At 51.2% G+C, this 24,147-nt stretch carries 19 protein-coding genes and 22 tRNA genes; 11 read left to right on the top strand and 30 right to left on the bottom strand.

Features of this window, described 5'->3' with window-relative positions; genetic code table 11:
- Nucleotides 1–245: 245 nt before the first annotated feature.
- From SH467x_RS02365 to SH467x_RS02345, 5 genes are all read right to left on the bottom strand, one after another.
- Nucleotides 246–1,883: a TROVE domain-containing protein gene (locus SH467x_RS02365; protein ID WP_482369694.1), complete on the bottom strand. Its 1,638-nt coding sequence runs from the start codon at nt 1,881–1,883 to the stop codon at nt 246–248.
- A 730-nt stretch (nt 1,884–2,613) separates the two neighbouring features.
- Nucleotides 2,614–2,781, bottom strand: coding sequence for an SEC-C metal-binding domain-containing protein (locus tag SH467x_RS02360; RefSeq protein ID WP_482369693.1), 168 nt, complete (start codon nt 2,779–2,781; stop codon nt 2,614–2,616).
- Between the two features lie 187 nt (nt 2,782–2,968).
- Nucleotides 2,969–3,042, bottom strand: a tRNA-Thr gene (locus SH467x_RS02355).
- Nucleotides 3,043–3,156: 114 nt separating this feature from the next.
- Entirely contained in the window at nt 3,157–3,525 is a 369-nt protein-coding gene (locus tag SH467x_RS02350; RefSeq protein WP_482371331.1) for a four helix bundle protein, read from the bottom strand.
- Between the two features lie 77 nt (nt 3,526–3,602).
- Nucleotides 3,603–4,250 carry an HNH endonuclease gene (locus tag SH467x_RS02345; protein ID WP_482369692.1) on the bottom strand — a complete coding sequence of 216 codons (648 nt, stop codon included), beginning with the start codon at nt 4,248–4,250 and terminating at the stop codon, nt 3,603–3,605.
- A 23-nt stretch (nt 4,251–4,273) separates the two neighbouring features.
- Here SH467x_RS02345 and SH467x_RS02340 point away from each other — a divergent pair, with 23 nt between their 5' ends.
- The gene (locus tag SH467x_RS02340) at nt 4,274–4,630 is read left to right on the top strand and encodes a four helix bundle protein (protein ID WP_482369691.1); all 357 of its coding nucleotides are present in this window, start codon (nt 4,274–4,276) and stop codon (nt 4,628–4,630) included.
- Between the two features lie 55 nt (nt 4,631–4,685).
- On the opposite strand, the gene SH467x_RS02335 is transcribed toward SH467x_RS02340, so the two are convergent.
- Together SH467x_RS02335 and SH467x_RS02330 are read right to left on the bottom strand one after the other, a co-directional pair.
- Nucleotides 4,686–4,757: transfer RNA gene (locus tag SH467x_RS02335), tRNA-Arg, on the bottom strand.
- 81 nt (nt 4,758–4,838) lie between these two features.
- Nucleotides 4,839–4,924, bottom strand: a tRNA-Ser gene (locus tag SH467x_RS02330).
- Between the two features lie 51 nt (nt 4,925–4,975).
- On the opposite strand from SH467x_RS02330, the gene SH467x_RS02325 reads away from it, so the two are divergent.
- The gene (locus SH467x_RS02325; RefSeq protein WP_482369690.1) at nt 4,976–5,329 is read left to right on the top strand and encodes a four helix bundle protein; all 354 of its coding nucleotides are present in this window, start codon (nt 4,976–4,978) and stop codon (nt 5,327–5,329) included.
- 34 nt (nt 5,330–5,363) lie between these two features.
- On the opposite strand, the gene SH467x_RS02320 is transcribed toward SH467x_RS02325, so the two are convergent.
- Nucleotides 5,364–5,436, bottom strand: a tRNA-Val gene (locus SH467x_RS02320).
- Between the two features lie 166 nt (nt 5,437–5,602).
- Between SH467x_RS02320 and SH467x_RS02315 the strand changes: the two genes are divergently transcribed.
- Both SH467x_RS02315 and SH467x_RS02310 read left to right on the top strand, forming a co-directional pair.
- The gene (locus SH467x_RS02315; RefSeq protein ID WP_482369689.1) at nt 5,603–6,898 is read left to right on the top strand and encodes an IS110 family RNA-guided transposase; all 1,296 of its coding nucleotides are present in this window, start codon (nt 5,603–5,605) and stop codon (nt 6,896–6,898) included.
- A 512-nt stretch (nt 6,899–7,410) separates the two neighbouring features.
- A complete protein-coding gene (locus SH467x_RS02310) occupies nt 7,411–8,877 on the top strand; it encodes an IS701 family transposase (protein WP_482369688.1) in 1,467 nt (488 codons plus the stop codon).
- Between the two features lie 1,334 nt (nt 8,878–10,211).
- Here SH467x_RS02310 and SH467x_RS02305 read toward each other — a convergent pair.
- The 3 genes from SH467x_RS02305 to SH467x_RS02295 form a co-directional block, all read right to left on the bottom strand.
- Nucleotides 10,212–10,296, bottom strand: a tRNA-Tyr gene (locus tag SH467x_RS02305).
- Between the two features lie 12 nt (nt 10,297–10,308).
- Nucleotides 10,309–10,382 (bottom strand) — tRNA-Leu (locus tag SH467x_RS02300).
- A gap of 9 nt (nt 10,383–10,391) precedes the next feature.
- A tRNA-Leu gene (locus tag SH467x_RS02295) sits at nt 10,392–10,465 on the bottom strand.
- 365 nt (nt 10,466–10,830) lie between these two features.
- Here SH467x_RS02295 and tnpA point away from each other — a divergent pair.
- The 4 genes from tnpA to SH467x_RS02275 all read left to right on the top strand — a co-directional run bounded on the left by tnpA (nt 10,831) and on the right by SH467x_RS02275 (nt 13,335).
- Nucleotides 10,831–11,127, top strand: coding sequence for an IS66 family insertion sequence element accessory protein TnpA (tnpA, locus tag SH467x_RS02290; RefSeq protein ID WP_482367253.1), 297 nt, complete (start codon nt 10,831–10,833; stop codon nt 11,125–11,127).
- 5 nt (nt 11,128–11,132) lie between these two features.
- A complete protein-coding gene (gene tnpB, locus SH467x_RS02285; protein WP_482368269.1) occupies nt 11,133–11,453 on the top strand; it encodes an IS66 family insertion sequence element accessory protein TnpB in 321 nt (106 codons plus the stop codon).
- A gap of 141 nt (nt 11,454–11,594) precedes the next feature.
- Nucleotides 11,595–12,809, top strand: coding sequence for an IS66 family transposase (locus SH467x_RS02280; protein ID WP_482369687.1), 1,215 nt, complete (start codon nt 11,595–11,597; stop codon nt 12,807–12,809).
- A 34-nt stretch (nt 12,810–12,843) separates the two neighbouring features.
- Entirely contained in the window at nt 12,844–13,335 is a 492-nt protein-coding gene (locus tag SH467x_RS02275) for an IS66 family transposase (RefSeq protein WP_482369686.1), read from the top strand.
- Between the two features lie 275 nt (nt 13,336–13,610).
- Here SH467x_RS02275 and SH467x_RS02270 read toward each other — a convergent pair.
- The 15 genes from SH467x_RS02270 to SH467x_RS02200 all read right to left on the bottom strand — a co-directional run bounded on the left by SH467x_RS02270 (nt 13,611) and on the right by SH467x_RS02200 (nt 15,849).
- Nucleotides 13,611–13,683: transfer RNA gene (locus tag SH467x_RS02270), tRNA-Val, on the bottom strand.
- Between the two features lie 112 nt (nt 13,684–13,795).
- A tRNA-Asp gene (locus SH467x_RS02265) sits at nt 13,796–13,868 on the bottom strand.
- 177 nt (nt 13,869–14,045) lie between these two features.
- Nucleotides 14,046–14,119: transfer RNA gene (locus SH467x_RS02260), tRNA-Gln, on the bottom strand.
- Between the two features lie 21 nt (nt 14,120–14,140).
- Nucleotides 14,141–14,212, bottom strand: a tRNA-Gln gene (locus SH467x_RS02255).
- Nucleotides 14,213–14,231: 19 nt separating this feature from the next.
- Nucleotides 14,232–14,303 (bottom strand) — tRNA-Gly (locus SH467x_RS02250).
- Between the two features lie 18 nt (nt 14,304–14,321).
- Nucleotides 14,322–14,406: transfer RNA gene (locus tag SH467x_RS02245), tRNA-Ser, on the bottom strand.
- 10 nt (nt 14,407–14,416) lie between these two features.
- Nucleotides 14,417–14,491, bottom strand: a tRNA-Asn gene (locus SH467x_RS02240).
- Between the two features lie 16 nt (nt 14,492–14,507).
- Nucleotides 14,508–14,582: transfer RNA gene (locus SH467x_RS02235), tRNA-Pro, on the bottom strand.
- 9 nt (nt 14,583–14,591) lie between these two features.
- Nucleotides 14,592–14,662, bottom strand: a tRNA-Gly gene (locus SH467x_RS02230).
- A 35-nt stretch (nt 14,663–14,697) separates the two neighbouring features.
- Nucleotides 14,698–14,768, bottom strand: a tRNA-Thr gene (locus tag SH467x_RS02225).
- Between the two features lie 12 nt (nt 14,769–14,780).
- Nucleotides 14,781–14,853, bottom strand: a tRNA-Lys gene (locus tag SH467x_RS02220).
- A gap of 109 nt (nt 14,854–14,962) precedes the next feature.
- Nucleotides 14,963–15,034 (bottom strand) — tRNA-Lys (locus SH467x_RS02215).
- Nucleotides 15,035–15,271: 237 nt separating this feature from the next.
- Nucleotides 15,272–15,344: transfer RNA gene (locus tag SH467x_RS02210), tRNA-Pro, on the bottom strand.
- 289 nt (nt 15,345–15,633) lie between these two features.
- Nucleotides 15,634–15,706: transfer RNA gene (locus SH467x_RS02205), tRNA-Glu, on the bottom strand.
- A gap of 71 nt (nt 15,707–15,777) precedes the next feature.
- Nucleotides 15,778–15,849, bottom strand: a tRNA-Phe gene (locus SH467x_RS02200).
- 528 nt (nt 15,850–16,377) lie between these two features.
- Here SH467x_RS02200 and SH467x_RS02195 point away from each other — a divergent pair.
- Nucleotides 16,378–16,650 carry a CoA-binding protein gene (locus SH467x_RS02195; protein ID WP_482369685.1) on the top strand — a complete coding sequence of 91 codons (273 nt, stop codon included), beginning with the start codon at nt 16,378–16,380 and terminating at the stop codon, nt 16,648–16,650.
- Between the two features lie 336 nt (nt 16,651–16,986).
- Here SH467x_RS02195 and SH467x_RS02190 read toward each other — a convergent pair whose 3' ends face one another.
- A complete protein-coding gene (locus tag SH467x_RS02190) occupies nt 16,987–17,196 on the bottom strand; it encodes a carbon storage regulator (RefSeq protein WP_482369684.1) in 210 nt (69 codons plus the stop codon).
- A 156-nt stretch (nt 17,197–17,352) separates the two neighbouring features.
- Entirely contained in the window at nt 17,353–18,303 is a 951-nt protein-coding gene (locus SH467x_RS02185) for a hypothetical protein (protein WP_482369683.1), read from the bottom strand.
- A 312-nt stretch (nt 18,304–18,615) separates the two neighbouring features.
- Here SH467x_RS02185 and SH467x_RS02180 point away from each other — a divergent pair, with 312 nt between their 5' ends.
- Nucleotides 18,616–19,368 (top strand): endonuclease/exonuclease/phosphatase family protein, encoded by a 753-nt coding sequence (locus tag SH467x_RS02180; RefSeq protein WP_482369682.1) that lies wholly within the window; start codon nt 18,616–18,618, stop codon nt 19,366–19,368.
- A 146-nt stretch (nt 19,369–19,514) separates the two neighbouring features.
- On the top strand, nt 19,515–19,946 hold the full coding sequence (locus SH467x_RS02175; protein ID WP_482369681.1) for a hypothetical protein: 432 nt from the start codon (nt 19,515–19,517) through the stop codon (nt 19,944–19,946).
- Nucleotides 19,947–20,009: 63 nt separating this feature from the next.
- Here SH467x_RS02175 and SH467x_RS02170 read toward each other — a convergent pair whose 3' ends face one another.
- Together SH467x_RS02170 and SH467x_RS02165 are read right to left on the bottom strand one after the other, a co-directional pair.
- Entirely contained in the window at nt 20,010–22,085 is a 2,076-nt protein-coding gene (locus SH467x_RS02170; protein ID WP_482369680.1) for a phospholipase D family protein, read from the bottom strand.
- A 113-nt stretch (nt 22,086–22,198) separates the two neighbouring features.
- Nucleotides 22,199–23,452 carry a hypothetical protein gene (locus SH467x_RS02165; RefSeq protein WP_482369679.1) on the bottom strand — a complete coding sequence of 418 codons (1,254 nt, stop codon included), beginning with the start codon at nt 23,450–23,452 and terminating at the stop codon, nt 22,199–22,201.
- Nucleotides 23,453–24,147 lie beyond the last annotated feature (695 nt).

Here is a 24,147-nt window from a genome sequence, read left to right as displayed (position 1 = left end):
CGGAAACCTTCAACAGAAAGGGCGATCGTGGATGACTGCGCCAAAAGTCACCCTAAGCCCAAACGATTATAAGTGAAAGTTCGTTGGCTTTAGCATCTTTGCTAATGAAAATTGAGAATAGATTCCCGCAGATCGTTAGAAAAAACTGCGCTAACATTGAAACGAAAGCACCCGCGAGCCGGAAATTCGACCCGCGGGTCTTGAGTGCCAAACATACAGCGATTGGACCGGAGTCCAATCCGCGTTTATAGTTCGATTGCTTCGACTTCAGAGACGAATCGCTGGTTGTTGTCGGCGAGGAACGCACAGATCACGTTGAACACGGAGTCACTGAAGCCACCGATGTTCATGATGTCAGCACGCTCACAAGCCTGAACCGTCTGGTACGGCTGCAAGTCGATGTTGACCAGCTTCGGAGCTGCTTCCTTACCTGCCAGCTTGCGCTGGTTGGCAACGAAGGCTTCCCAAGCAGTCATAACACCGGTCGAACCGTGCCGTCCTGTTCCGACCCAGCTCTCGTTATCGCTAACGAGAACGATGCCAGCGGACTTGCGCTTCGCATGCTTCTGGTTGGCAGCTACCAGCGGTAGCGAACAATCTGTTCCACCACCACCGTACTTTGCCAATCGCTCTGCAATACTCAGGATCGAATCGTTTGGATCGATCTTGGCATCGTAAGCCGATGTATCGAAAGGAATCACAACGCTGTCCGGGTTGCGTCGTAGTATCGCTGCGGCGAACAGTGCTGCCACGTCGATGCATCGCATCTTCGAAGTCGCACCTCGTCCACGATATCCCGTTACCGCACTGCTCATCGATCCAGACGTATCTAGACCAATAACAACCGGTCCCGGCAATTCCGGTACGTTTCCACAGGCGATCTCGGCTGCCTTATGAAGTGCAGTCTTGATCTTCTGTGGAACATTGTCATCCGCGTTCAAGTACGCAGCAAAGTACTGGTACGGGAACTGCTTCGATCGGCGAATCTCCGACTCGTCAGCGATCCGGTCAGCAACGTAATCAATCATCTCGCTTGTCGCAAACACATCGTGTCGCAGCAAAGTATTGAGATTCATACGCAGTGCCTGCGGACCCATCTTGCGAGCCAGTGCAGCCCAAACCTTTGGTCCCTTGGCAGCATCCGACAACAAGTCCCATCGGACGTTGTCGAGTCCACCAGCGATCAAAGCTTGTGCTTCTTCGCTCTCCGAGTTGCGGTACGCGATCAGCGACTGAACTTCAACTGGCAAGTCGGCTTCCGTTGCCGGTGCCCACTTCTCGATGCTCTTATCAGTCATCCAACCGAACATCGCTCGTCGAGCGTTATCCTTCGGCGTCGGTCGAGCCATTCGCAGGATGTCCCGCAAGCTCGGATCGTTACCGATCGACGCGCTCAGTAGCTTTCCAACCGAAGCTGTGTTCAACCAGCGCTGGAATGCTCGCTGCAAAGAGCTCGACAATCCAACGCGGCCCTTGCCAGCTTTGTTCTTGAACTGGCCAGACCGAATCATCTGGAAAACCGTGCGCAGAACGCGACCGTTATCGACCACGCGATCGAACACTCGGTGCATCAGCTCCGTATCACGAACAGACAACGCAACCAGCAATGCGGCTGGCAGGTCCTTCATGAACGCCTTCTCACGAGCGTACAGAGCCAGCTTCGCCAAGTACTGGTTGTCATCGACTTCATCGATCAACTTCAAGACCTCGTCGAGCTGAGTCTCAGCCGTGCTGTAGAACGCGTTACCGAACGTACCCGTAGCGGCAACTTGAGCCAGGGCGTGCTTTGGCTCAAGCTTGTACGCGCAGCCACCCGCTTCGTTGACTGCATTTGCTCGCGGTAATCGGCTTGTGAAACTTGCAAATAGAGACTTGTTGGCCATCCGTGTGACCTCCTCAAATGGAAAACTGTTCGACGAAGGGTTGTTGAGAATCGGCATTCGCCGCAAACCGTTTGTTTACGATGTAATCCCAACAGGCAGTCGAACGAGAATCGCAAAGCAGACAGAGCAAATCGCTCGATCCACTTCCCCTAGTTGATCTTTTGATTGATTGATTGCGATTAATGACTCGTATCATTGTCCGAGGTTCACAGAAAACAACCGACGAGGTGTGATCAGAGCGCCATGACGACGTGCGTCATTCGATAGTTCCCACTATCGCGGCAAGGGTGGTGGATGTACTCCGAGTCGGCAGTCGGTTGTTTGCTTGGAAATGATTGACGAAGTGGTTGACCAGAGACTTTTTCGACGCCTCTACCAATTGGGCTACGATGGATTTTGCAACCCATCGACGGGACTCGAACCCGCATCACTCGATAACTCATGTACTCCGAATCGGCAGTCAATCATTAGCCCTCAATTGCAATGTTTCTGGATCGAGGTTTGAACGAGAGTCGCCGCTCGGCATTAGGGACGTCCGACTTCGAGCAACATTGCTGCTCGACCGTTGACAGGCGTGTCTATCTTCGAAAAGACTCGCACGCCATTCACTAGCGGGTCACCCCGCAATCGCTACCTTAGGCCCCTCATGGAATCCCATTCGGCAGTTCCAAAACATTGCCCGTGAAGATTCAACCCTTCTCCCTAAAAGTATTCGTCGCGATTGACGCCATCAAAAGCAGCCTGAATGGAGGCAGCATCGTTTAAATGCCCTTCCACTGCCACACGGGCACGGATCGTTTCGCCCGAGCTTTTCCTCGAGCAACTTATCACCGTGCACGATGCGGACGCCGCGTTTGACGTTGGTTTCCGAGGGGAAGCCGCGTCTGCGCTTACTCATTGGCTCGAAAGCAGGAATCTTCGAAAGTTTGGTCGAGCATGATAGAGCTCCTTCGTAGCAAGGTGGTTAGAGAACGAGCGGAGCGCAGCAGTCTGCGAACCGAATACAGACAGCTGAACGAAGAAGATTGTTCAGATACCTTTCAAGGTTCAATTGATGTAATCCGAACAGGCAGTTCAGTTGTCAGAGCCGATGACTGGATTCGCACCAGCATGGATCCGCTTACAAGGCGGATGCCTTTCTCAGTCGAGCCACATCGGCAGGTCAGCAGGAACGCAGTGATTCGAACACTGTCCGTCGGCTTTGGAGACCGAGTCCGCTCCCAGGCGAACATTCCTGAAATGAGTTGTGAGGGGTGAGTCTTGAGGGATGAGTTCACGAACCAGAATCGTCTCGACGCTGCGACTTGATCAGACCAGAAAGTACCTTCATAAGTTCATTGACGATTGAATCCAGTCGTTGGCTTTCGCTTTGGTTGACATAGCCAAGACGAGTTGCGAGCGAAAGCTGATACTCTAGTTCGCGCCCTGACCCAAATGCGATGTCCAGAAACCTAAGGAAGTCGGCGTTTGAATTACGGGCACAGCCTTCCACAATGTTCGATGGAATCGAAACTGCCGCCCGCCGTAACTGTGACGTGATTCCAAACATCTCCTCCTTTGGAAAAGTCTTTGTGGTTTGATAAACTTTTAACGCTAGTTGATCTGCAAGTTCGAATGCTCGGAGTTTTCTATGGTCGCGCACTTTCGGAGTCCTGAGACGTGAGTATTGAGAAGTGAGGTTGTGCACTCGTCTTACGATTTTACCTCACAACTCACCCCTCAATCCTCAATGCTTATCGTCCAGTAGGCTTCGCTAATGAACTTGGACCAGCTCTTCACGCGATTCATCCGATCGGCGTAGATCGGCTTCCACGCTGGACGCACTGGCTCCTTGCGGAGTTTCATGCGCGCCTGAGCCGGAGTACGGTCAGCCTTTCGTGAATTGCAATCGATGCAAGCCAATACGCAGTTCGTCCAAGTCGACAATCCACCTTGAGCACGCGGGACAACGTGGTCAATCGTGAGCTCTTCGCTACCTGGCTGCTTTCCGCAGTATTGGCAGGTCATCTTGTCACGCTTGAATACGTTTCTGCGGCTGAAGGTAACCGTCTGCGTCGGCATCGCATCGAACTTGGTCAATGCGATGACTTCCGGGATACGAATACGCTGGCGTACCGACTGGATGAACGGCTCGTCGCGATCCGGAATCATTCGGCTCCAGTCGCTCCAGTCGTACAACTGGTAATCGATCGGGTCGACGATCTTGGCCGAATCGTTCCATAGCATGATCAAGGCACGCGCAACCGTCGCCACGTTGATCGGCTGCCAGTTACGGTTCAGCACCAGAACAGGCTTGAGGATTGAGGCTGGAGGCTGTAGAGCAGGCTCGAGACTGTAGACTGTAGGCTGGAGTGTTAGGGCTGTCATTTTACTTCTCGAGGAGTAGACAAATGCGGGATCACAAAAAACTACGTGCGTTTGAGTTGGCGGACCAACTTGCGATGATCAGTTACAAGCAGACTGCGAAATTGCCGAAAGACGAATTGTTCGGCCTGGTTTCTCAAATGCGACGGGCTGCGGTTTCTGTAGCTTCGAATATCGTCGAAGGTTGTTCCCGAAGCTCGACTATCGAGTATTTAAGATTCCTCGAAGTAGCGTATGGTTCGGCTCGCGAGCTCGAATATCAGATTTCCGTTGCCGAACGACTTTACGCTGACTGTGCTTCGAGTGATTGGTCTTCGCTCGCAACCGAAACGTGCAAAGTTCTCAATGGCTTAATGAGATCATTGCGTGAACGTGATGCTTAGCCTTTATTTTGGCTGCTTTCCTCACCCCTCAAGTCTCATACCTCCAGCCTGTTAGCGGCTCGACCAGGAATCGAACCTGGAACTTCTCGTTAGAAGCGAGAGATGATATCCGCTTCACCATCGAGCCAGGTGCAGGCTGGAGGGATGAGGCTGGAGGCTGGAGTAAAACCTCACGCCTCAATTCTCATACCTCAAACCTGTTCGTGAGCGGAAGGCATGGGAGTTGAACCCACACAACTATTACGTTGCACTGTTTAGCAAACAGGCCCGGCGAACCGTATCCGGCTACCTTCCCGGGTAGACTTTAGGCTTTAGACTTTGGACTTTAGGAAGAAAGGCATCATCATGCGAGACCATACAAAACTCCGAGCGTTCGAAATTGCTGATAGCGTCGTAATGGAAGTCTACCGCGTTACCCGTAGCTTTCCCAAGGAAGAGATTTTCGGACTGACCTCTCAAGTTCGTCGCTCAGCCATGAGTATTGCAAGCAACATAGTCGAAGGTTGTGCGCGGAACTCTGAAGCGGATTACCTGCGGTTTCTCGATATGTCTTATGGGTCTGCCAAAGAACTCGAGTACCAGCTTTCTGTTGCCGACCGACTCGGCTATTCAACTGAACTCCAACTAGTCCGCGACAAAACCACCGAAGCGGCTCGTGTCCTCAACGCCTTGATAAACTCGATTCGTCGCTCTTCCTAAAGCCTAAAGCCTAAAGTCTAAAGCCTTTTGTCAGTGATCGCGGAAGGAATCGAACCTTCGATTTCCTGCGTGTCATGCAGGTGTCTTTGCCGCTGGACCACGCGATCATCGAACAAGGTGGTTGAGACAGGAGTCGAAAGAATCCATGTAAGTCCTGGGTTTGGGGTGGGAGCCATTCGAATAAAATCTGGCGACTCGGACCCGTGATCTTGGGTTGCGCTAACAACCTCTGTCACATTCATTCCACCCCAAAACCCGAAGGAAACTTAGAACATGAAGATTCTCGCTCTTGACCTCGGTAAGTTCAATACGATGTGCTGCTTTTTCAATACAGAAACTCGCAAGGCTGAATTCCTCACAGCGGCTACCGATCGACACTATCTCTCGACTATCTTCAAGAAACGCAAGGTCGATCTGGTCGTCATGGAAGCTTGTGGTCCTTCAGGCTGGATCAATGATTTGGCCGTCAGCCATGGCCTGAAGACACTTGTTTGTTCCACTAACGAAGATGCCTGGAAGTGGAGCAACGTCAAACGCAAGACCGATAAAGACGATGCACTCAAACTGGCTCGCATGGCTGCGATGAACGAGCTGCAGGCCGTTCACATGCCCTCGGAAGCTCACCGCGAGTTTCGCTCGTTGGTCAAGTATCGCAAGACGCTCGACTATCGCATCAACAAGATGAAAAACACCATTCGCGCTTGGTTCGTCAATCACGGCATCTCGATCGACAAAGGCGACAAAGCCTGGCACACCGGTCGAGCTCATATCAATTCCTTTCGTAAGCCGCTTGACCAATGTGGCCCCACTGAGCTCTGGAAAGCTGAACTGGATATCGAACTGACTCAGCTCGACGCCCTCAGCTCGCAGCTCGAACTGGTCGTCAAGAAGCTTGAAGCCATCGGCAAAGATGACCCTCGCATCAAGCGTATCCGAAGCATACCTGGTGTCGGACCTCGCACAGCTGAGATCCTCGTCGCTTGTATCGACGATCCTCATCGCTTTAAAAACGGTCGACAAGTCTCTGCGTATTTCGGACTGGTTCCACGCCAGTATCAATCAGGCGAGACAGATCGCAATGGCCGCATCACCAAGCGTGGCAATCCGCTGGCTCGAACGATCTTGGTTGAGTGCGCATGGGCATCGCTACGTTACAACCCTTGGGCTAAAGGCGTCTATGAGCGTATCAGTGGCAAACAAAAGACTCGCAAGAAGAAGGCCGCTGTGGCTCTGGCTCGCAAGATTGCCGTCATCGCTTGGGCCATGCTGCGCGATGAGAAAGATTGGGAACCCCAACGTATGATCGAAGTCAGCGAGTCCTTCTGCCGCATGCCCACTTCGCTCAAAGAGTCGCTCCGTGAGATGAAACCCAAAGAGAACAGCGACCAGCGTAGAAGCCGACGACGCAGAGAAGCACGCGAAGCTCAAGCGGCCAAAGAAGCAACCGCGACATCAAGCCAGCCTTCGCCAACCGAGCCTGCCTCTAAGCAGAAGAACGGCAAACGTAAATCCATCCCAACGTCTACGACCAAACCAAGGCAAGCCAGAAAGCCAGTATCTGCCGGCTGATGCATAAGCCATCGACGAACGAATCGGCCTGACTTGCCGTTTTAAACCAACGCCTGTGAGGACAACCAGTATTTTGCAGTGATTAAAAAACGATCGACGAACGAATTGGATCTCTCAGGCGATTTGATCAAGACGAGTGAAATGATTGACTTGAAGTTACTTGAAGAAGAACTGGACTAAAGACAGTGTTTATTAACTGGGGCTCTGCCCCAGCCCCCGAGATTTATCGCTTTGGGCCAAATGGATCAAGCTGGTGGGAGAGGCCGCTAGCTGATGAACAACTAGCAGCGCTCGATCCACTTAGCATCGACGCGGCGCTCGAGTTGCTTCTCAGCAGTGCTCTATCCTCCGCGAGATAATCCCAATGTATCGACCAGAACTGCACTTTAGGCAAAGATCTGAAGCCGGAACTAATGCAAGCATCACAATGAGCAAGAATTGCTCTTGAAACGAAAATGGCCCTCAAGGGACAAGTTGGTTGCAAAACATAACCGACCCCAGGAGAGCCAAGGATGGCCAAGCGTAAACGATCTGGTCGTGCACCGCAACTTCAGCATGGCAAAAAGTCGACTCCATCGCATCATGACAAACGCAGCAGGTTGTCGAGCTCGAATCCCACTCGACGTAAAACTACGGCAGCCAGCGTGCCGCTGGTCGGAGGTATCGCAATCGTGGTAACTGCGATGCAATCGCTCTTGCATGCTCGCATCGGCTTTCGCCTTCCGATCGTGATGGCTGGTGCGATGCTGGCACGTGGTCGCCGTACTGCGAGCAGTTGGTTTCGAGCCGCTGGCGTGAAAGATGATTGGGATCGCTTTTATGAACTGCTTGTATCTGCGGGCAAGGTCGCCACATCGTTGGCTTTGCCCTTGCTGAGGGTAATTGTCAAACGATTCGATCCAGGGCCTGACGGGTACTGGAAGCTGGCGGTCGATGATAGCCCCACAAAGCGATTCGGACGTCACGTCGAAGGTGCGAACATTCATCACCATCCTACGCCAGGTCCAGTCGATAGCGAGTGGTTGTACGGTCACAACTGGGTTTGTCTGGCAATCTTGAGCACGCATCCATTGTGGGGCGTGATCGCATTGCCACTGCTTTCGATGCTGTATGTTAGGCAATGCGATGTTCCTGTGTTGGATGCCAAGCATGGGTGGAAATTTCAAACAAAACACCAACTTGCGCTGCAAATGACCAACCAGGTCATCTGCTGGTTGCGGGTGCTCGGTTCGCGATCCAAGACACTCGTCGTTTTCGATGGAGCCTATGCAACGTATGACCTAATCACGTCACTTACGACGCTAAACACAACCGTAGTCAGTCGCTTGCGAAGCAATGCAAAGCTCTTCGACCTTCCCCCTGCTCGCAAGGCTGGTACTCGTGGGCGTCCTCGCAAATACGGCTACAACCGAATCGATCTCTCAAAGCGTTCCAAGCACAAGCAAGGTTGGCAGACGATTAGCTATGCGTGTCGTGGTGTCGCAGTCCTTCGTCATTACAAGACCTTCCTGGCAACAACAACTATCACCGAGGGACCGATTCGAGTTGTGATACTTAAATTCGACAACGGCGAAACGGCAGCATACTTTAGTACGGAAATCGAAATGCCGGTCGAAATGCTTCTGGAAACCGTAGCAGATCGATGGGCCATCGAAGAGTTCTTCCACGATACCAAAGAGACCTGGGGCGCTGGCAAGCAGCAGGTTCGAAACGTCTGGTCGAATATCGCCTGCTGGAACATCAATGCGTGGCTCTATGGCCTGGTGGAACTGGAGTGTTGGGACACTCCGGTAGAACAGCTGGTCGACCGAAGCGATCGTCCCTGGGACAATCCTGACCGTCGCCCATCGCATGCTGACCGTCGTCGCGAAATAACCCATAAAATGCTGAGGAATCGATTTATGGCAGAACTACCCGCAGCCCAACAAACGCCAAAAATCATCGCACTGATTGACGAGCTATTGTGCTTAGCGGCGTAACCAAGCCCGAGTTCAACTGAATACAATACGATCGGTTAGAGATCTTTGCCTAAAGTGCAGGACCAGAAAAGACGTGAACAATAAGGAGACGCTCAGAGAAGCTAGATACGACTGATCACAAGGAGAAGACGTACCAATGGACGCATGCACCACTAACAGTTGACCCTGATTCTTGAAAACTAGGAATCGCTTCTGACACAAAAGCGATGCAAGATCATCAGATACGTCGCCCTAAAGAATGTGCCGTCCAATGGAATCAATCAGCTTGCCGCTCACAGAAGCCTACAAGCAAGCTGCCCGTTTTACTCGCGGAACAATCTCACCGGATCAAAGATGATTGAACCGTGCATGGATAACTGAGGGAACGCTGCCCGCTGCACAAGCAGGTACACCAGAGTCAAAAGCGTTCACACCTCGAATAGTCGCTTAATCAAACATCCTTGTTATCGATCGATACTAACAGCTCAGTGCCCTCGCGTAGCCACACCAAAAACACACAACCGAACGCTTTATCATGTAGAAAACAAAATTGCAGAAAACAGTGGCTAAGCCACTTGCAAACCCAGGACTTCATAGTCGACTGATCACAAGGAGAAGACGTACCAATGGACGCATGCACCACTAACAGTTGACCCTGATTCTTGAAAACTAGGAATCGCTTCTGACACAAAAGCGATGCAAGATCATCAGATACGTCGCCCTAAAGAATGTGCCGTCCAATGGAATCAATCAGCTTGCCGCTCACAGAAGCCTACAAGCAAGCTGCCCGTTTTACTCGCGGAACAATCTCACCGGATCAAAGATGATTGAACCGTGCATGGATAACTGAGGGAACGCTGCCCGCTGCACAAGCAGGTACACCAGAGTCAAAAGCGTTCACACCTCGAATAGTCGCTTAATCAAACATCCTTGTTATCGATCGATACTAACAGCTCAGTGCCCTCGCGTAGCCACACCAAAAACACACAACCGAACGCTTTATCATGTAGAAAACAAAATTGCAGAAAACAGTGGCTAAGCCACTTGCAAACCCAGGACTTCATAGTCCTGCAGAATCACTTGGCTCTCGACCAAGTCGCTTTTCCGGTTTGCGTACTCAACCAATTTTGAAAATGGCGGGTCCACGAGTCGCACCTGGCAGTCCGAGCTTATGAGGCTCAGATGAGCACTAGCCCACCCGCAAGTTGCAAGCCCCGGAATCGAACCGGGTTACCGACCTTATGAAAGTCAGCTCAGTCCCAACTAGCCTGCAGTATCAGGCGTGAGGGATGAGGCGTGGGGCTTGAGTAAACAGCCTCAAAGCTCAAGCCTCATACCTCATCCCTGTTCGTCAGTGGGCCGAGAAGGAATCGAACCTACATTGCTCATCGACGAGCGACCGTTTTACAGACGGCATGGACTCCCAAGTCCAATCGACCCATTAGTTTCAAGTGACGCAGGCGGGATTCGAACCCGCAATCGCGAAGGTTTAAGCTTCGCCGCTGTACCTGTTCGCGTACCACGTCATGCACTAGTGGTGAGGGTGGGACTCGAACCCACAAACACTGAGGTTTGAGCTCAGCCGCTATGCCAATTAGCGCACCGCACCATATTGCCAAGTAGCTCGCCAAGGAATCGAACCTTGTCTAACAGTTTCGAAGACTGTCGTGCGAATCCATCACACTCGCAAGCCATATAGAAGGCTTTAGACTTTAGGCTATAGGCTTTAGGAAGAAGTATCCTTGCTAGGAGTTGAACCTAGTCCGCAACCTTCGCAGAGTTGAATGCAGTCCCGTACACCTCAAGGACAAATGGTTTTCACCTATAGCCTAACGCCTATAGCCTAAAGTCTCTCTCCAGTGGTGCAGGGTGAGCGTACACTGACCGGTTCTTGATTTTCCCGACCTGGTCGGTTTCTGTCGTGTAGTTTTCTGCGTTCGATCAACGTTTTCACTCGTACGCAAGGAACTCATCTTGGCTCGACCATCTTCTGCTTCTCGCTCCCAACGATGGGCGCAGCATCTCGCGGATTTCGACCGCTCAGGACTTACCGTAACCCAATTCTGCGATTCCATCGGTTGTTCCGTTCCAACCTTCTATAACTGGAAGCGCAAGCTTGGCAAGGCTCCGGTCCAGCCAGCGTTCTTGCGAGTTCAATCCGTGGATGCTGTCGACTCTGCGATCGAAATCAAGCTCCCAAGCGGCGTGCTTTTGCGTCTACCCCTTAGTGCGATTGCCTCGCTCTCTGATATTCTCGATCAGGTGGCATAGTTACCATGCTCGCTCTCAACCCTTCAGTTCCCATTTACCTGCATACCGAGCCCATCGATATGCGCAAGAGCTTCGACGGTCTCTTCGGGATCATTAAGAATGACTTTCAGCGCGACGTGCGCGATGGTGGCTTGTTCATGTTCCTGAACCATCGCCTGAATCGGATCAAGCTCTTGTACTGGGACACCGATGGAATCGCTATTTGGATGAAGCGATTGGAGAGAGGCTGCTTTCAGCGCCAGTTCGAAGCGCCGATGGGAAGCATGTCGTGGTCTCGTCCGCCGAGCTGCAGTGGATCCTTACGGGAGTCGAACTCAGCTCTGTGAAGAAGAGAATGCGCTACGTCCCTCCGGCCCGCGATTCTCTAGAAGCAATCTCTGCTTGAAACGGAAACAATTCCTGTGTTTTTAGGCAATTTCACTTCTGTCCCCTCTTGCACTTTTTGGGCCTCGCGCTATAACACCATCATGCAAGACGCGAACGAATTACCGAACGATTTGAGCACCGCACAAGAAGTGATTCTTGTGCAATCGAACGTTCTCGTAAAGCAAAAATCCGAGATCGATACGCTCAAAAAATCGCTCGAAGAAGCGCTTGCTGAGATCCGCTTCCTGCGCACCGGGAAGAAGCGAGAGAAGTTCATCAACGCAGACCAATATCTCTTGGAATTCGAGGATGACAAGGAGTTGCAAGAGGCGCTCGAAGCTGCCAAGAAGGAAGCGGAAGCCGAGGTAGAGCGCATCACCTATACGCGCAAGAAGCAAGCTGTCGCGAAGAAGCCAAATAGTGACAAGTTCCCGCCACACTTGCCGCGTGAGGTCGTGGAAGTGGAGATCCCTGATGCGTTCCAACAATGCGTTGACTCTGGCGAGCTGATCGTCAAACGCTATGAAGTCACCGAAACCCTCAAGCACATCCCGTCGAAGCTTGTTGTTCTCCAGTACAAGAAGCCTGTTCTGGCTTACGCCAACTCCCCCGAACGCGAGCTGAACGTCGAAGAAGAAGTAAATCTTGGGGAAAAGGGCCGCTACCACCCTTCCGTGGCTGCTCAAGTGATCCATGGCAAGTTCGGACTCCATCTCCCCTATTACCGTCTCCAAGACATGTTCGCCTCGTCAGGGTGGACCCCAAGTCGATCTACCCTGGATTACCTGGCAGATCTAACTCATGATGTTTCGGAAAGGCTGATCGAAGCGATGCGAGCCAGACTCATGGCCTCTCGTTGCTTGGGGCTTGATGACACGCACGTCAAGCTGATCATGCCCAAGGAGATACCCGACGAAAAGGAGGCTCTGCAAGACTCCCGAATACAGCGACTCCTTGAGAAGATGAAGGAGGCTCAAAAGGAAAAGAAAGATAGCCTGGATGCCAAAATGTGGGGCTACTCCGGCTTCGACACAACAGCTCCTTATGATCTCTTCGACTTCCGAGTCTCGCGGCATCGCGATGGACCTGCAGAATACTTGGAAGGGTATACCGGGCATGTGATGGCAGACTGTTATTCGGGCAACATGAGCGTGATTCTTGCGCCCGGGTCGAAGATGACCCGCATGGCGTGCTGGTCGCATGCGCACCGTCATGTCTACGAACATCAATCCAACGATCAGAAAGCCGCATCGCTCCCTCTTGCGCTGATGAACCAGCTTTACGATATCGAGCGTCGCTGCGCAGTGGAGCGATGAAGCACGAGGAGAACTGCGAGCCAAAGAATCGCGAATGATACTCGATCGACTCCGCGACTGGCTCGATGGCCCGTTGGCACGAAGCGTGTTACCTGCGAGCAAGCTTGGTGGCGCGCTCAACTATGTGCGCAACCACTGGGATGCGTTATGCGTATACGCCACCGACGGCCGCCTCCCGATCGACAACAATCAAGTCGAAAGGCTGATGAAGCGAGTCGCGATTGGGCGCAAGAACTGGCTGTTCGTCGGAAGCATGCGAGCCGGGATACGCAATGCAAGCCTCATGAGTCTAGTTGCCAGTGCGCAGCGTCAGGAGATTGACATTGGGATGTACTTGGAGAGTGTGATTACACACTTGCTACGAGGGACAGCGCGCGTGGAGGAGCTGCTACCGGATCGCTGGAAGGCAGAGCACCCGGAAGCTGTGCGCACCTATCGGGAGCAGGAGCGTCGCGATAAGGCTGATAACGCAACGGCCCAAGCTGCGAAGCGTCGAATGCGAAATCAGCTTCGCAAATCGAAGTAGGGAACAGAGCGCCACGACGCAACCCTACCCGCGAGAAAATCTCAGAGAGCGTCGTGTACGCTCACGTGCAGGTGGGATTCGAACCCACAAACACTTGAGGCTAGACCGATGGGCCAAAGTTAGGCTGTAGCCTTTTAGACTGTAGGCTTTGGGAAGAGATGCCATTGAGAATCGAACTCAAGCAAACGTGCTTTGCAGGCACATCCCGCGCCATGCGGACTGGCATCATGTATTGACCTACAGCCTAAATTGCTAAAGCCTAAAGCCTATTTCAGTAGTCCTGGACGGACTCGAACCGTCGATCAACTGGGTGTAAACCAGGTGCCTTCGCCGCTGGGCCACAGGACTATGAGTTTCAAACAAAGCGGAAGACCAGGGACTCGAACCCCGAAGCGTTACTAGCGCCGACCACTTTCAAGGTGGCTTCCTGATCCGGCCGGATGTCTTCCATACGAGTAAGCGCCCTTGACGAGGATCGAACTCGCCACGACTTGATCGACAGTCAAGCTCCACCACCAGATGGATTCAAGGGCATGAGCAGGCTTGAGCAGCGAGACTTGAGGCTTGAGGAATTCTGTCTTTACCTACAGCCTATCGCCTACAGCCTAAAGCCTGTTCCAAGGGTGACCGATCGGAATTGAACCGATATAGACTTGGTTCACAGCCAAGTTCCTGAACCAATACAGGACGACCACCATATGAAACTTCAGCACCGGAGGCAGGAATCGAACCTGCGAGCTTCTGGTTCAGAGCCAGACGCAACGACCAACAGTTGCTACTCCGGAATAATGATTTATTGACACAGCACAGGCGGAAGGATTCGAACCTCCAATGAACTGCTTCAAAGGCAGCTGGCTTACCGTTGGCCCACACCTGTAAATTACTACTCGAGACAGAGTGCCATGTCGGAGTCGAACCGACCTGACCGGATTGGAAGTCCAGGACCTTTGCCGCTCGGCCAATGGCACAAATCATCAAACATAAGGCGGAAGGAGCGAGAGTTGAACTCGCAAGGCTTTATAGCTCGCTCCGCTTCGAACGGAGTGCCGTCTCCAATCGGCTTGCCCTTCCACAAAAAAAGCTCCGGCAGCAGGAATCGAACCTGCGTCTGGGCGATTAACAGTCGCCTTCCCGTACCAACACAGGACCCACCGGAATATGCTTCATAACAGTCAGGATGGTCGGATTTGAACCGACGATCTCGTGCTCCCGAAGCACGCGGAGTAGCCAGACTTTCCCACACCCTGATAATTGAAAGCGTCCAGCGAGAATCGAACTCGCAATTCCTCCTTGGCAAGGAGATGGGTTACCACTACACCATGGACGCCTTTTGTTGGCTCAACCAAATTGTCAAAGATCAAGAGCACCGAGTGAGAATCGAACTCACGCAGCCGCTTTACGAAAGCGGAGTCATTCCACTAGACCATCAGTGCTTATTCATTCAGTGGGATCGGTGGGTATCGAACCCACATCGGCCGGTTTAAGAGACCGGTGCATTACCATGTCTGCCACAATCCCAAGTTAGGCTTTAGGCTGTAGGCGTTAGGCTGTAGGTTTTAAGAAAGAAACGTCAAAGCCGTTGCTGTTTTTCCCTAAAGCCCAAAGCCTAAGGTCTAAAGCCTCTCAGTGAGGCCGGTGGGATTCGAACCCACGCTTTGCGGATTAAAAGTCCGCTGTGCTACCGCTACACCACAACCTCGAAGCAGGCTTTAGGCCATAGGCTATAGGCTGTAGGTGTTTACAATCCGTGATCGACACTCGTGTTACTCGCATGGTTTTCTTTCGTATGTCTTCCTAAAGCCTAAGGTCTAAAGCCTAAAGCCTCTTGTCAGTGGTAGACCTGAGAATCGAACTCAGCGCGACTCGGTTATCAGCCGCCGGCTTTATTCTCTGGCTAACGCGGGGGCAACCAGCCCTCGACTACCATCACTTCAAGTCGGGCACCTCGGGGTCGAACCGAGATCCTCCTGCTCCCAAAGCAGGCGTGCTCCCATCTGCACCTCTGCCCGAATCGTGAGAGAGTAGTGAGTAGAAAGTAGACCGCAGTAGATGCAGTCATCTCTTCTACTTTCAACTCTCTCGTATCTACTGCTCTGCGGCTTCGCCGCCAGTGGACCTGCAGGGAGTTGAACCCTGTAGCCTTGAGTGCAAGTCAAAGCGCCGACCCGTCGGCAAGCCCGAGTTAGGTTTTTAGTCTGTAGGTGTTTAGGCTTTAGGGAATTCAACGCTCGTCCATCGATTCGATCGAAGTCTTCTTCCTACAGCCTACGGCCTAACCCGCTACATTCTGTTTGTCAGTGACTCGTGTGGGATTTGAACCCGACCTAGCTGGCTTGAAAGACCAGCGACCTCACCAGAAGTCGAACGAGCCATATTGGTTATGTAGGTGCGCACCTCTAGCGCAGTTGTTCTCATGTGCGTTTTTGCCAGGTGCGCATCCAGTGGACTGGGAGGTGCTCGAACCCTCCTCTACGGTTCTTCAGACCGCCGCTATACCGTCTCAGCTACCAGTCCGTGAACAGGCTTCAGGAATCAGTCTTCAGGCTTCAGGTTCTAGAAACAACTTCAAACTTTATTACTGCAGTCTGAAACCTGAATCCTGGAACCTGACCTCAAGGCACGAAAAAACCCGGTGTCACTTTGGGGTAACACCGGGTTCGCCAACGTTGCTTCGTTAGTTACTGGTCCAAAAGGACCAACCCAGTGTCATCTCCGTTGTGGATGCCCAAAGTAATGGGCAAAGCGGAGCCTATTCGCGCCTTGCGACATGATACAATTCTCAAATCCATTAAATCGTTCGGTCAGTTTTGCCCTTCGGTAAATGGGCTGTATCGGTGTCATGATCTCGTATCCAGTGATTGATTGCTTTTCAGATTCCTTACCACGCCTTGTAGCGTGTACAGGAAGATAGACTTCGCTAAGATGAATTGGTTCGCTGAATTTTCTTGGTTCGCCAAAATTCTCGCAGCAAGCCAACATTCCGACATACGTATAAACGCAGATACCCAGCGAAAGTCTCCATCCTCAACGAATGATATCGAAGTGTTTTTGAAAGTAAGCACGTTCGTTGTGGCCGGCGCATCGCAAGACCGATCCAAGTACGGCAACAAAGTATTCCGTGCACTCGTCGCATCGGGTCGAAGTGTCTATCCGCTGAATCCGAAGGCGACCGAAGTAGAAGGTGATCCCGCGTTCGCCTCGATTGCCAATCTACCCGTTGTCCCAGAGTCCCTATCGATTGTCACTCCGCCTCACATCACACGCGAGGTCATCCAACAAACGATCGCCGCTGGCGTCAAGAATATTTGGATGTAACCCGGAGCAGAAGACTCCAAAGGAAGCCAAGCCGCTCGGGATGCGGGGCTCAACGTCATCGACGATGGAAGTTGTATACTTGTCCATCTTTCAATCGAACGATCATCGAAGTAGAGGTCTAATCTGATGAAGTCCCAACAAGAACAGAACCCAAGCGGCAACACCGTAGAAGCGAATGTTAAGAAGAGTGAAAAGCCGTGCCAACCGGCTTGCCCTGTTTGCGGCGGATCGCTGATTGACATCCGCGCGAAGTTGCAATGCTCCAAGTGTCATAGGATATGCGAGACTTGCTGCGAAGGTGGTCGTGGATAGCCTCGACTCAAACCACTTATGAGTCTAGCAGGCCATCAATAATCCATCTTCAACAACTATTTCCACAATTTGCACCTTGGCTTGCTGTTCGGTTAACTCGCCACGGAGGATTTTGACATTGGAAGGGGCAACAATGCCGAGAGAGATTCGGTTGCCTTGGATCTTGGCGACTTCCACAGTGATGTTGCCGTCGATAACCAACTTGTCACCAACTTTGCGACTTAGAACTAGCATCTTGATTCTTCCTTGAGTTCGATTGCTGCGGCAGTGCGGGAATTGTTGGTCTGCCGCGTCCCAACACGATCATTATCAGTTGGGCATGTGACAACTTAGGTCAATGCGGAAATGAAATCGAAACTATTAGACGCTTAAGCTTTCCAGTAACTGCTGTCATCTACCAATTCCCGGAGCGGTACATTGGAAGCGGTGCGCCGTTGGGAAATTGAAGCGTCGCGGTTTCACCGTCGACGGAGACAAGAATCGCCTGTTGCCATCGATGTCTCCTGGTGAAAGCGCATCAAAGCCGAACTCACGCAGCGGCTCGAGGGAGTACTTCACTCCAGTCGGAAAGCAATCCTCGCTGCCGAACAAGTGCTTGCCCAACAGCCGGCAGTACAGAGCCTTCTCCTTCGGCGACTTCGCGTTGATACGCAATTCACCGAACGCACGATTGTAGATCGCCAAATCGCTTTGGACTGGCCAGAACGACTTGATGTCGAAGTTGCCTGCGTTCACCACTGGCTGGCGTCGAAACAAGCTGCCATGAAGGATCGAGATATCGACTTCGTCTTTCCTGTCGAAGATCTCTATCTTGGTCCCCTGGCCTCGAAAGCGTTCGACGTACCACGAATCGATGTCGCGTTCCAGTTGCCGTAACGTTTCTTCGGCCGGCGTAACATACTTTGGTGGCTTTGTTTGATTCGCTTGATAGTAATTAAACGACCGAGCTCGTTTCAACTTGGCTCTTGCATGAGTTTGAACCAGCTGTTCCCGCTCGGTCAACCAAGCCGCAGTAACGATGTCTGCTGCTGAATGTTCGCCACCTTGCTCAAGACCCAGCGTATGGCCAGGAACTCGATCGAGCAGCAGTTCGACAGCCACAGCGTTGGCTAGTTCGTCGATTAGGCAAATCGCATCCAGCAAGTCTGCTGGTGTTTCGTGATCAGCGTGGGTTATCTCGCGTATGACCGCTTGGCAATCGATCGAATCGGGCGACACGATCGGAACAGACCGATTTGCAAAGAAATCGGAATAGGGTTGAAGCAGGGCGAACAATCGCTTCGGGGAAATGGACTCGAGCACACCGGGGCGTGACAAGCGAGGTAAATGAACAGTGGTCATGGTGCAAACCTTGAAAATCAATAATTCATAGCAATCCTTCATTGAACAAAACGTCAAGCGATCCAAACGACTGACGCACAAAAAGCGATTGGAGGTGGCCAGTGGTCGGTTTCCACCGAGCAAAATTCCAAGCGTGGGCATCCCATCCACCAGTCCATGATCAACTTCCTAATCGACTCCATCCCGACTTAGCCACCGCCAATCGCGAGAGCTATCATTCACACGCAGGTGACACCTTAGGTCACTACAATCGGAATAGTGAAAAATCTTTGCTGAGGCGGATTCGATGGGGTGATGTGAACTCAACCCGACATGACCGAATCGTTCTTCAGTCGCTATATTGCAGGTCAACAAAGTAAATCCGGAATTGGGCAAGATACGGATAGAACGGAAAACACCATGCGAATTGGAACTTGGAATGTTGAAAATCGGCTGATGTCGGAGAAGCATCAGGAATTAATCCATCTACAAAATTGTGATGTATGGCTCCTCACTGAGATTCATCCGAAGTGGGCCAAGAACGAGGGTACAATGATCCTGCACTTCCACGCCCAACTTTCCAAAGGAGTCATGGGGCGCAACCAGCATTGGGCTGCCGTCCTCAGTGTTCTTCCCTTTGAGCGATTGGACGATCCGCATGATGCCAGTGCAGCGGCAAAGATCAACGGCGTCACATACTGCTCAACGATTCTTCCATGGCGTGGAGTTAAAGCCGACTCGGCTCCTTGGCATGGTTCCAATCATTCGGAAATGACAGAGAATGCAATCACTACATTGCTTCGCAATTTGCCGAAGAGCGATCTAGTTTGGGGTGGAGATTGGAACCATTCGCTAATTAGCAAGGAACATGCTGGAAGCATGGGCGGACGTAAACATGTCCTTGAGGCCGTATCTCAACTGGGACTCAACGTACCAACAACTGGCCTTTCGCATCGCGGCAATTACTGCCAAGCGATTGACCATATTGGCGTACCTTTGTCGTGGTCAGTTGAGAGTGCGACAAGAGTGGATGCACAAGGGCTGTCAGACCACGATGCCTATGTTGTCGAAGTTCTTGTCGCATAAGATCCAGCATGAAAATTCTTTCTTGATTCGAATCGAATTCTGCCGGAACATTTTTATTCGATGAACCTACGATTCTTGAATTCTTGATAGACTACTTGTAACAGCAGCCTGAGAAGGTGATTTTCGGATTAGAGAGTAATTTTGGGATGACAGAAAACTTGGATAACAACGAAACAGGCAACATGGGTGCTAGTCAACCAGCGCAGAAGACCTACATCTTCGAGTGTAGTAGTACAACCTACATGGATTGTGTCGAGAAGAACCTTTTTGGTTCCAATAAGCCATGGCCCCTGGAGATTAAAGAAGGCGACTACTGCTTGCTTCATCACTATGAAATTGGCGGATTACTAGGTATTTGGAAAGCGACTTCAAATGGCGGACGTAACCTAGTTCCCAAAATTTGGAGTGGCAAATTTCCTTTTCAAGTACGTGTGAAGTTGTTGCTCCCAAGTGTCACTGAAGTGTCGCGAAAAGTCCTTTCAGACGCGGGCATCGATCCAGCTGTGGGTCGATTTGACAATTGTGCAGACGAAGCATTAGCCCAAAGCATCATTCAATCCATGCTTGGTCATTCATAGCACTTTCTGTGTCTGACAAGTGGTTCAGCCCAAGGCAAAGTTACATTTCTGAATGGCGTCGAATTAACTTCGGCCAAGATCGCAGACCAAAACACCTATCTCGCTGTCTGAAAACATTCGATACTGCTGAAGCGCCGTCCGCACTAAATCGATCGATGGTATCTCAAGACTGCATTCAGAGATTGCCTCGGAAACCATCTTTGCCTGTTGTTCGAGTGATTGACTTGCGCGTTCAATCTTCTTTCCGAACAATACCTCGCCAGGTTGATATCGTACGGATTGAACAATAAGCAATGCTGCGACAATCTCTCCGCAGTAATTGATGTTGGAGCAGACCTCTTGCAGTAGGGAGAGGTCGCCGCCGACGCTGTCGTAAACGGAATAGAGGTAACCGCAAAAGAACTCTTTCTCGGTGTCTCTGCCGCTCGTGGCTACTTCGAGCATTGTGACAATCGGTCCAATCAATCGCCCCTGCTTAACGACTCCGCGTTTAAACCAACGGTACAGGAGTTCAACAAGCGTTCTAAAGATGTCAAGAAAGTTCTCCATCCCGTTGATGTTGCCTCGATCAGCATGCTTTCGGAGTTTCTTCCTAATGTGTCGATCAACGAAGTCATAAATCGCATCCTCAACCTGGTCGGATTCGTGCTTAGCGTTCAAAAGCCATTCAGGAGGCCGGTCATCTGCAAACGGATCGGATTTTCGGACCTGAAACTTTCGTTTACCAGAAGAACGGCCAGCTCCATCATCAAACCTGATGTTAAGGTGCCGCAGGTATTCGGCAACGGCCCGTGCACCATCGCGGTTCCCTATTTCGTCGAGATAATCTGGAAGCCCCTCTCCGGTATCTTCAAGTCTACTCTTGGAATTCGAGGAACCTTCTCCAGCCTCATATGTAAGACGTTCCTCCTGAACAATCCAAACTGGCCGACTCTCTACCCGTTCGCCGCTGGCAAGTTCCGCCGTCAGCGAGGCTAGGATTGTTCCATTGCAGTCAGTGAGAGTATGTACAGGAATGCTAAGTGTTTCCGTTGAGCTCTCTTTCAACGACAGCTTTAGCATCTTTCTAGGTCGATTTTCACCTGGTGCTCGTATGGCTAACCTCAGCGAAGTCAGTTCGTCGCCGAAGGAATGCGACAGGCTGATTCTAAGTCGCTGTTGGTCCAGCAATACAGCGTAATGAAGTTGTATGGTTCCTGCCTCAACTTCTTGGGATTCCGGTGAGGCTTCGGGCCCTGGAGAGAAGTCGTCGAAAGAAAGCGGTTGTTTGGTCAGATCGCTATCGAATAATTGCGAAACCAAATCGCTTGAATCTTGAATCAACAAACAGGCTTCAACATTTCTGCCGTCGAATGCCGCCGACGTAAAATTTGCACTGCCGACGACGCATCCGCTGCTATCACTTGTTTCCCAAGCAAATAACTTTGCGTGGACTCGACGCGACGCATCTTTGCCTGTTGTATTCACTATTTCTGAAAGTCTGAATCCTGGCAGCTTGCGCAAGGGTTGAACTGGTAGGGTCGTATAGCCCTGCTGCACAAGCATCTCAATCTTTGCACCCGGCCATTCCTTGACTACCCGTTTACAGATTCGGCCATCGGAGTCGTGAAAAGGTGATACGACAAAGAGTCTCTTTGGAACTCGTGTTCGGAGCGAATGGTCGATCGCATCCCAGATAGGGCCATCGTAAGTGTGAATAAGCCGAATTCGCTGATCAGGTGGCGAGTCCCTATCAGCGATGAACGCGGGGTAATCCTTCTTTGCGTCTGCGAGCCAACCGGACACGATTCTTGCTACTTCATCGTCCGCGTCTTCAATCGCACGCGAAAAGAACCGAAAGGTATCCGAGGCGAGTTGCATTTCTTCTGAGTCATTGTCGTCGAACTCGAATGGGATCGAATTCACCAGCTCTAGATTGCTCGAACATCCACATCTGGTCAGATTATTGCTGCCGCATTGAACTAGTCCGCCAGACTCCGTGACTACCAAGTTCAGTTTCGGATGAAAAACGCCAGTTTTGCGGTGGATAGGAACCACCAAATAACGGCGATTGAGCCATCGAGCGCGAACATCACGACTCAGTAAGTCTTGCCACTGCGTAGAGTCCATTAAGATCGCAATTCGGCGAGCCTTCTTCAACGTCTCGCATCGAAGTAGTCTTCTCTCAAAGAAATCAGGATCGAATTGAAAAGTTGAGAAAAGCGCAAGGTACGCTGGTTCTCCCTCAAACGGCGAAAAGCAATCAAGATATTTCATTGCGTAGCTCGCAGATTGAGTTCACTTCGAAGCCAATCACCACCCTGAGGTGTCAATCGAGTTATCCCGTCTTCATCAGCTTTAAGGAGTCCCAAGTCAGTGAGTACCTGAACAGCGCTGTGGAACCTCGGATTACCGATTCCAATCTTTTCATGTGGCAAATCAGCTCGTATTCTCGAGCCGTCTACTTGCAATAGACAACGTTCTCCTTTCATGGTCTTTTCGTAAGCCATCGATTGATGCTGCTGAACGACGTATCGCGCCAAAACAAAATCCGCAAGCTGACTCCATGAACAGGACCACCAATCACCGAAATGTCGTTCGAGCCCAAGTACTATTACTGGAGGAACTAAATCGACATATGGATCAGTCGCGGTGGAAGCGAGCCAGTTCTCGTAGTCGGTACTGCTCCATCGACGAAACCTCGCAAGCGTTAAAGCAAAGAGAATCAATGGAACAGCCAAGCCTGTTGCCGAATTCAAATAGGTTCGAGCGCGAATTGCTTCCTCTAGCCAACATTCGGCGACGTTGACGTCCGAGCGAAGGTTGTCATCAAGTAATTGGCTTGTCGATTCGCTCAACTCACTCATATCAATGCCATAGGTTGAAAAGAATTCAGCTAATCCAGTCATCCCAAAATTCCTTGGAATCTTAGATGAGAGAAGAGAATTGAGCTCGCGCTGTACCGCTGCCTCGTTCAGTCTACCAGCCAATTCCTCTGTCGTTGTCCCCTGAATTCCCTTTTCAATTGCTGCATTGACTAACCAAATAAACATTCCTTCCAGAGCAACAGACGTGAAATGATGGAAGTAAAACATTCTCCATCGCGTTGCAACATCCCCCAGGCAACTCGGCCATTCAATGGTGATGCTCTCGCTGTCACCGTTTACAACCAAACCGTAGTAAACAGCCTGTGAAAAGCTTGAAGCGTCAAGACACCAATCGTCGGCGCTCAACTGACGACACAATTCAAGGATTAAGACAAGCGATTGATTCCGTACGATGTGTGAACGGTCATCGTTACTGCTTTTAGCAAAGAACATATCTCTCAGCATTGCTTGGTCTGGTGCCGCTGGACCCGCAAGCTCGCAGAGACCTCCGCGTTTCCCCCATTCACGCAGGCTATTGACTGAACACTTACGATTACTCCCGGAGATACATTTTACGGAATCGAGACGCCCAACAAGCGACTCGTAACCTGCGGCCAATTTCAGTCCAAGTGGAGACAGCTGAATGTCGTCGAAGGTCAACTCAATCTCTTCGGATTCGTCGTCTGAGTCGGGCCGCTCCTCGTCGCTGATGAAGCAGCCAAGATTGACCAGTGAGTTGTAGTAAATATCAAGAGCTGGCACTTTTGCGAAGTCCAGTAGCTTGAAATTGGCTTCCGATTTTGATCGGTCCCAATGCGTTGCCTTATTCGAGCCTACCAAACCTCCGCCGTCACAAGGTTTGCCATCGTGGTGAATAACACATGCAAGTGTAAGTGCAGTCTCGCGGGTTTTGATTGCTTCTCGCAATCCTAATGCGTAAGCGTGGTCCTTTTCGTGCTTCTGGTAGTTGTAAATGCACCAGGGAATGAATGAAAAATATCGTGCTCTGCGTGTAACCGATGTAATGCAAAACAGAAGTCTACTTGCAAGCCGGGTTGATCCACGAAGTCCAAGTCCTAAAGGATCTTGCACCGCTGAAGCTGGCACATTCTTGGTCCATCGCAGCAGGTGTGTTGTCGAGCGAGGTTTTTTCTTTGCCATGATTTCGTATCGACCTTTTTGAAAGCGTCCTTAAAGGTGGCGTTTCTGGCATGGAGGTTTTTAACCGGTTAGGGACATGCCGCCATTTCGACGCAGGCGTTTACCTGGTCGTTGTAACATGAAAATACCAGGCGGAGGCTTGCGGAATCCTACCTAATCCAGTCAAATCAGACTAAATCGTACCAAATCCGATT

Origin of the sequence: Brakhagea slesvicensis (genome assembly GCF_052161625.1) — a bacterium.
Lineage (GTDB): Bacteria > Planctomycetota > Planctomycetia > Pirellulales > Pirellulaceae > JBKCUI01.
The sequence above is the reverse complement of the archived record's forward strand: the minus strand, read 5'-3'. Positions and strand labels throughout refer to the sequence as shown.

Excerpts from the sequence above, each read along its gene's own strand:
- SH467x_RS02310 (WP_482369688.1), top strand. The coding sequence starts at position 7,411 with ATGGCCAAGCGTAAACGATCTGGTCGTGCACCGCAACTTCAGCATGGC.
- SH467x_RS02185 (WP_482369683.1), bottom strand. The coding sequence starts at position 18,303 with ATGACCACTGTTCATTTACCTCGCTTGTCACGCCCCGGTGTGCTCGAG.
- SH467x_RS02180 (WP_482369682.1), top strand. The coding sequence starts at position 18,616 with ATGACCGAATCGTTCTTCAGTCGCTATATTGCAGGTCAACAAAGTAAA.
- SH467x_RS02190 (WP_482369684.1), bottom strand. The coding sequence starts at position 17,196 with ATGCTAGTTCTAAGTCGCAAAGTTGGTGACAAGTTGGTTATCGACGGC.
- SH467x_RS02360 (WP_482369693.1), bottom strand. The coding sequence starts at position 2,781 with ATGAGTAAGCGCAGACGCGGCTTCCCCTCGGAAACCAACGTCAAACGC.
- SH467x_RS02175 (WP_482369681.1), top strand. The coding sequence starts at position 19,515 with ATGACAGAAAACTTGGATAACAACGAAACAGGCAACATGGGTGCTAGT.
- SH467x_RS02365 (WP_482369694.1), bottom strand. The coding sequence starts at position 1,883 with ATGGCCAACAAGTCTCTATTTGCAAGTTTCACAAGCCGATTACCGCGA.
- SH467x_RS02345 (WP_482369692.1), bottom strand. The coding sequence starts at position 4,250 with ATGACAGCCCTAACACTCCAGCCTACAGTCTACAGTCTCGAGCCTGCT.
- SH467x_RS02325 (WP_482369690.1), top strand. The coding sequence starts at position 4,976 with ATGCGAGACCATACAAAACTCCGAGCGTTCGAAATTGCTGATAGCGTC.
- SH467x_RS02315 (WP_482369689.1), top strand. The coding sequence starts at position 5,603 with ATGAAGATTCTCGCTCTTGACCTCGGTAAGTTCAATACGATGTGCTGC.
- SH467x_RS02275 (WP_482369686.1), top strand. The coding sequence starts at position 12,844 with ATGATACTCGATCGACTCCGCGACTGGCTCGATGGCCCGTTGGCACGA.
- tnpB (WP_482368269.1), top strand. The coding sequence starts at position 11,133 with ATGCTCGCTCTCAACCCTTCAGTTCCCATTTACCTGCATACCGAGCCC.
- SH467x_RS02280 (WP_482369687.1), top strand. The coding sequence starts at position 11,595 with ATGCAAGACGCGAACGAATTACCGAACGATTTGAGCACCGCACAAGAA.
- SH467x_RS02340 (WP_482369691.1), top strand. The coding sequence starts at position 4,274 with ATGCGGGATCACAAAAAACTACGTGCGTTTGAGTTGGCGGACCAACTT.